Origin of the sequence: Kitasatospora saccharophila (assembly GCF_039529925.1) — a bacterium.
In the GTDB taxonomy this organism is placed as follows: Bacteria; Actinomycetota; Actinomycetes; order Streptomycetales; family Streptomycetaceae; genus Kitasatospora; species Kitasatospora saccharophila.
Map to the genome: position 1 here is coordinate 1 of NZ_BAAANS010000129.1, position 6,497 is coordinate 6,497.

Annotated in this window: 5 protein-coding genes; 3 read left to right on the plus strand and 2 right to left on the minus strand. The window is 67.5% G+C overall.

The features are described from left to right. The first annotated feature begins 69 nt into the window (after positions 1 to 69). Genes ABD345_RS39580 through ABD345_RS39590 form a run of 3 tightly spaced genes read left to right on the plus strand, consistent with a single transcriptional unit; the run spans position 70 to position 3,943 of the window. On the plus strand, positions 70 to 855 hold the full coding sequence (locus ABD345_RS39580; RefSeq protein ID WP_380273064.1) for a TnsA-like heteromeric transposase endonuclease subunit: 786 nt from the start codon (positions 70 to 72) through the stop codon (positions 853 to 855). Next, the gene (locus ABD345_RS39585; protein ID WP_344559639.1) at positions 852 to 2,927 is read left to right on the plus strand and encodes a Mu transposase C-terminal domain-containing protein; all 2,076 of its coding nucleotides are present in this window, start codon (positions 852 to 854) and stop codon (positions 2,925 to 2,927) included. The genes ABD345_RS39580 and ABD345_RS39585 overlap by 4 nt, the downstream gene beginning before the upstream one ends. Next, positions 2,924 to 3,943 carry a TniB family NTP-binding protein gene (locus ABD345_RS39590; protein WP_344559641.1) on the plus strand — a complete coding sequence of 340 codons (1,020 nt, stop codon included), beginning with the start codon at positions 2,924 to 2,926 and terminating at the stop codon, positions 3,941 to 3,943. The genes ABD345_RS39585 and ABD345_RS39590 overlap by 4 nt, the downstream gene beginning before the upstream one ends. A 1,105-nt stretch (positions 3,944 to 5,048) precedes the next feature. Here ABD345_RS39590 and ABD345_RS39595 read toward each other — a convergent pair. After that, complete coding sequence (locus ABD345_RS39595; protein WP_344559643.1) at positions 5,049 to 5,546, minus strand: hypothetical protein; 498 nt, start codon at positions 5,544 to 5,546, stop codon at positions 5,049 to 5,051. A gap of 38 nt (positions 5,547 to 5,584) precedes the next feature. Beyond that, positions 5,585 to 6,220: a hypothetical protein gene (locus tag ABD345_RS39600; protein WP_344559645.1), complete on the minus strand. Its 636-nt coding sequence runs from the start codon at positions 6,218 to 6,220 to the stop codon at positions 5,585 to 5,587. Between the last annotated feature and the right edge of the window lie 277 nt (positions 6,221 to 6,497).

The following is a 6,497-nucleotide window of genomic DNA, read 5'->3' on the forward strand; positions in this document are numbered from 1 at the left end:
TGTCCTGTGACAACGAAGATGGACGGTTTGCCAGTGAAGTTGGACTGACGCTAGCTTGCGACAGCGAAGTTGGATCTGTGGGGCAGTCGTCAGGCGGGGGATGCGGTGGGAGAGCCAGCTCATGCGCTGGATCGGGACGCGCTGGCGGGCTTTGAGCTGGACTTCTCCGTTGACGGGGTCCGTCACCGCGGGCCGCTGCGGACGAACTGGGACGTGCGGTTCGAGACGGTGGAGCCGGTTCGTGAGTTCAGCTGGCACAAGTTCGCCCGGGGTTTCGCGGGCTGGTACTACTCGGCGACGGTGAGGGATCACGTCGGCTACGAGTCGTGGCTGGAGCGGGACCGGTTGATCCTGCTTGACCGTGACCCGGAGGTCACTGCTATCGCCTCGCAGCCGTTCTGGCTTCACTGGCACGACGGGGTCCGGATGCGTCGGCACGCTCCTGACTACTTCGTCCGGCTCGCGGACGGGCGGGCCCGCGTCGTCGACGTACGCGCCGAGGACGACATGGACGAGGCAACGCGCGAGTCCTTCGCCGCGACCGAGCACGCCTGTCGGGCGGTGGGCTGGGACTTCGCCGTGGTCGGGCGGCTCGACCCGGTGTTCATGGCGAACGTCCGCTGGCTGCACCGATACCGGCGGGCCCGCTGCGGCAGGCCGGCGGAGGTGGCTGACCGGTTGTTGGAGGTCTTCCGCGAGCCGAAGGGCTTGTGGGAGGGCGCTGGACTGGTCGGGGACCGGCTGGAGGTGCTGCCGGTGCTGTTCCACCTGTTGTGGTCCGGGGCCTTGGTAACCGACCTGGTCGGCGGCCTGATGGCGGCCGACAGTCTGGTCTGGACGGAGGGAAGCGAATGAGCGCCTTGAAGCGGCCGCCGGCGTTGGCAGTCGGCCACAAGGTTCGGTTCGAGGGCCAGATCAGGGGGGTTCTTGAGGTCACGGCCCAGGCCGTCGTGGTGGAGGATGCGGAGGTTGGGCACCGGGTTGTCGCGTTGATCGACCTGTTCGAGGCTCCGGACTTCGAGGTCCTGTTCCAGCCCGAGCGGATGCCGCTGCCCGCGGTCGGGCTGCTGGACGCGTTCCCGCCTGAGACGGTGAAGCAGGCGCTGTGGTGGGAGGCCCACATCCTGGAGGTCCTGCACGGGATCGCGCCGGACGCGGGGCCTGGCGCACAGCCGCGGCCGGGTTACGGCCCCGGTTCCTCGGTGACCTCGCGGCAGCGTGTGAAGGCGGCCGAACTGGCCGCGGCAGGCCACGACATCGCGGCCCAGACGATCGCGAATCGGCGCCGCCGCTACCAGGCCGAGGGGCTGGTCGGCCTGGCCGACCGCCGGCCGGTCCGCAAGCGGGCGGAGTTCGGTTCAGTGCCCGAGCTGGTCGTCGAGGCGATGCGCAAGGCGATCAAGGAAGGCGTCGACACCTCGACCCGCAACGGGGCCTACCTGATCTGGCGGACCGGGGAGATCCTGCGGGAGTCGGAAAGCGAGGCGGTCGAGCTGCCGACCCGCCGGACGCTCTACCGGCTGCTGGCGAAGCTGACGAAGGGCACCCACACGATGGGCTCGGCGGTCACGCGCCGGTCGAAGGCCCATGGGGCGGCTGCCCCGTTCGGCCAGTTGACGGTGTCGGCTCCGGGCGAGGTGATGCAGATCGACTCCACACCGCTGGACGTGATGGTCCGCCTCGACAACGGGGTGGTGGGCAAAGTCGAGCTGACCGGCATGATCGACGTCGCCACCCGGACGCTGTCGGCGGCGGTGTTGCGGCCGACGACGAAGGCGGTGGACGCGAGCGTGCTGCTGGCCCGCACCGTCACCCCCGAGCTGATGCGGCCGGGCTGGGTCGAGGCCCTGAAGATGTCCCGATCGGTGCTGCCGCACCGCCGCCTGCTGTCCTTGGACGAGCGGCTGGAGCATGCGGCCGCGAAGCCGGTCATCGTCCCGGAGATGATCGTCTGTGACCACGGCAAGGTGTTCGTCTCCCGCAACTTCCGGTCCTCCTGCCGGTTCCTGGAGATCGACTTCCAACCCACCCACAAAGGAGCGCCCTTCCAGAAGGGCCACATCGAGAAGATGCTGGGCTCAGTCGCCACGATGTTCGCCCAGTTCCTGCCGGGCCACACCGGCCGCAACACCGACCAGCGCGGCCGGCACCCCGAGCAGGAGAACCTGTGGTCTCTGCCCGAACTTCAGGACCTGCTGGACGAGTGGATCGTCGCCCACTGGCAGAACCGCCCGCACGAGGGCCTGCGCGACCCCGACCACCCGGGGCGGCTGTTCACGCCGAACCAGAAGTACGCCGCGCTGGTCGAGTTCTGCGGCTACGTCCCGGTCGCACTGAGCGGCCAGGACTACGTCGAGCTGCTGCCCGCGGCCTGGCGGGCCGTCAACTCCTACGGTGTCCGGATCAACAACCGCACCTACGACAGCCCCGAGCTGGGTCCGATGCGTCTGCGCGACTCCGGCGTGACCGCCAAGCGCGGGCTCTGGGAAGTCCACCGCGACCCCTACGACGCCTCCCGGGTCTGGGTCCGCGACCACCGCGGGGACGGAGGCTGGGTCCAGGCGACCTGGAAGTACTTGAACCGGGCGCCGGTTCCCTTTGGTGATCTGGCCTGGGACCACGTCAGCCACCAACTGCCCAAGGCCACCGAGGAAGAACTCGCCCAGGCCGTCGCCGACCTGCTGACCCGCGCCCACGCCGGCCCCAACCGGTCGGCCGCGAGCAAGAAGGACCGAAAGCCGGGGCCGGCCAAGGCCGAGCGGCGGGTCGCCGCCCGTACGAAGGCCGCCCCGCCCACGATCCCCTCCCCGGCGGTGGAAGTGCCGCGGCAGCTCGAACCCGAAGCGCCCGGGGACGACGGCGATCTCGCCGAGGTGATCCCGCTGGGACTGTTCAACCCGCTCGAAGACCCCTGGAGACGCTCGTGACCGCGCTGCCCGTCGACGATTCCGGAGAGGACTTCGGTCGGCAGTTGACCAGCCTGCCGGGCTGGCACGCCTTCGTCGAAGCGTCCCTGAACGTACCCATGGCCGCGTTGACGAAGGCCGAGTACAACGCGCTGGACGCGGCAGGCCGGGATGCCTACGACGATGACCGGCTCAACCACCATGCCCAACTCCAGGTCGTCGCCACCTCCACGGTCCGCAACACGGTGACCTGCGGGCGGCGCCTGATCATCCTCAACCGCGGGGCGGTCAGCGCACGCCGGGGCCTGATCGTCTCCGGGCCGGCCAACACCGGCAAGACGATCGCGCTGACCCAGCTCGGCCTGGCCCACGAGCTGCATGACCGCCGTCGCCACCCCGGACAGGACAGCCGAATACCGGTCATCTACATCACCGTCCCGCCAGCTGCGACACCCCGCATGATCGCCGCCGAGTTCGCCCGATTCCTGGGCCTGCCAGTGCTGAGACGAGCGAACATCACCGACCTCACCGAGGCCGTCGTCGGCGTCTGCACCAAGGCCCGGACCGGCCTGATCCTGGTCGACGAGATCCACAACATATCCCTGACCACCCGTCACGGTGCCGATGTCTCGGACACATTGAAGTACTTCTCCGAACGCATCCCGGCCACCTTCGCCTACGCAGGCATCGACATCGAGGGCGGCGACCTACTGTCGGGCACCCGCGGAGACCAGATCGCCGCCCGCTTCACCTCCACGGCCACCCACGCGTTCCCCTACAACGCCGAATGGAAGGCGCTGGTCGCGCAGATGGAGGCCAACCTCGTGCTGCACGAGCACCAGGCGGGCGCTCTGACCCGTCTGGACCGCTTTCTCCACACCCGCACCGGTGGCATGATCGGCACCCTCTCCCACCAGATCCGCGGGGCTGCGGTCGACGCCATCCTCACCGGCACCGAGAAGATCACCAAGGCAGGCTTGCTGGCCGTCGACCTGGACATCGCCTCCCGCCGCAAGCGCCGGGACACAGAACGGTGACCATGCCGACTTTCGAGGCCCCCATCCGTCGGCTGCCGTTCCAAGTCCGCCCGCGAAGCGGCGAGGGCGGCCGCACGTTCATCACCCGTCTTGCCGAGGCGAACCACCTGACACCTGGCTACCTGCGCACATTCCTAGCAGACCCCCCACAGCGCAGAGGGACGCCGTCCTGGGACCGCCTTGCCGCTGTCACCGGGCGCGACCCGGTCCAGCTGCGGCGGGTCCTGGAGACAACGCAATGCTCCGAGTGCGGGGCGCCGATGACCCCGATGTCTAGCTTCGGCGTCAAACCCAGGACCTGCTCGACGAATTGCCGCCAGCGCAGTCGCACCACGAACTCGCACTACCGGCGGACGGCGCCCTGCCGCGTCTGCGGCAAGCCCATGGACTATCGGGTCGGGCAACGACGGTACCTGTGCTCCAGCGACTGCCGACGCTTCGCGTTCGAGAGTCGGCGCCGTGGTCAGCCGTTGCCGCGTCGAAGCGAGGGTGACGCAGATGGAGAGGACCCACTGGCGGAGATCTGCCCCGGCTGCGGCGAATATCTGCCGCAGCCGAGAAAGCGGAGAGCCTGCTCAAGACGCTGCACCCGCAGAACCCGCCGCTGGATCCGGACCCCGATGCCCCCGCCGACCTCCTGCACCCACTGCGGCGGCTTGGCGTTCGCCCTCGCGGACGGTCGCCCTCGGACCCTGTGCTCGGAAAAATGCCGGCACCAGGCCGAAGAAGCCGAGCGCGAAAGAGTCATCGCCGAAGCTCTCGCGGAAGGGACGCGGACCTGCAGGGGCTGCGGTGATCGCTACAAGCCCCGGCGGCTCAACCCATGGTGCTCGGAAGAATGCCTTGCCAAGCACATCGATCAGTGCCGCGATGACCCGAAGAAATGTCCAGTTTGCGGGGTGTCGATAGCTAGTCGTCCTCACGGAATGAGTGGTAGGACACGCCAGTGGTGCTCGCCCAACTGCTGCCATCAAGCCTTTCGTTGGAGAGCAGAGTTCCGCGATCGCTCGCTTCTCCCACCTCCGCCACTATCCCGCCAGGCACGCCAAACCCTGAGCCGGAACCACTACAACGGCGCTTAGTCGACTCGCCGTTTCACCAGCCGTCAGAGCTGGCCGCTGATCTGTCGAAGGAGTCTCTCGAAGAACTCTTGAAGACTGGCCGCGGCGAGGTCGAACTGATCGAACCAGGAGGCGGTGGTCGACCTCCAGACTCGCCCGGAGCCCGCCAGCGCGAACAGATGCCCGCCCCCGTCACTGGCGAATACCAGGGCGGGCTCTTCGCCGTCGATTTGGATGGCCCCGTATTCGCGGAAGTGGTCAGCGGCCAGCGAGGCCGGGTGGACGAAATAGCCGTTCTCCACATCGGGCAAGGAGACCTCGTCGATCACCCAGTACATCGTGGTCAGGTCCGAGGGAATCGGCGTCAGCTCCACGAGCGCGTCGGTGGCCCGATGGCTCGCGTCCGAAGCATGCAAGACCACGTTGCTTCCCGGGGCGAAGTCAAACTGTGCCTGGAATGACTCAATCAGCTTCGCGAGTGCCGCACTCGCCTGCTCACACCAACCGCGAAGCCACTCAGCATCAAGCCGTTCGTCAGCCACGGTCACTCCTTTTTCCTTCGTCGATGGCACGGATTGGGCTAGAAGGGCGGCTGCCAGTCATGCCAGTTCGGCGCGTAGCCAGGCGGGGGCCAGTGCTCTGAATGGCCTGGGTAGCTCCACTGGCGGCCCACCCATTCGCATTCCGGTATTCGCCCTTCCCAGTCGTCTACACAGCGGTCGGCCCAGTCCCGACCAACCAGCACCGGGCGGGTAACAACGCCGTCAGCGGTCTCCTGCACTCGCACAACCAGACCCAGCCCATTGGCTCCAGGATTTCCGCGCGGCCCATATGACACATCGAGTGTTCCAGACCGAGAGGCGTCCACGAGGATCTGCTCAAGGTCAGCCGGGACGCAGGAGGTCAACTCCAGTCCGTCGAGCGTCACCTGCGGCCCCCAGGCCGCATCGACCGCCACGCAGAACAGCCTGCCGGCGTCGTCAAAGTAGGTGTACACGCAGGGGGCTTCAGGGCCAACGCCGAACTGCGCGCCCAGAATGTGCGGATAGTGAGGGTCGGCCTGGAACCGGCGCAGCTCGATCATGCCGGGCAGCAGTGCAGCGACGTCGTTGAGGCACGTCCCGAAGCGCAGCGGCCCGATGCTTTCCAGTGGCACCAGCACCCAGACCGGCCGCGTTGGTCCATCCACAGCCTGCCGAAGCTCTGCTGCCGCCATCTCACACCTCTGCTCGTACGCGCTTCCCCAAGTTGAGAGCCTCAGCATCGCTTGCCCTAGCAACGATCTCAAGATCGTTCACGCGAACCCGGTCGGAGCCAAGTCCAGAGGCTGCCATCAAGGCCGACCACGCCAAATGACCATGCAACCGCACTCCGGTCACAAGATCAGTCCAACTTCGCTGTCCCAAACTGCATAGTGATCCATCTTGGGCGGCACGAACAGCCATCGGTCCAACTTCAGCGGCATGCCGTCCACCTTCGCTGTCGCGGGTCAG

Coding starts and splice junctions, on each gene's coding strand:
- ABD345_RS39585 (WP_344559639.1), top strand. CDS start 852: ATGAGCGCCTTGAAGCGGCCGCCGGCGTTGGCAGTCGGCCACAAGGTT.
- ABD345_RS39600 (WP_344559645.1), bottom strand. CDS start 6,220: ATGGCGGCAGCAGAGCTTCGGCAGGCTGTGGATGGACCAACGCGGCCG.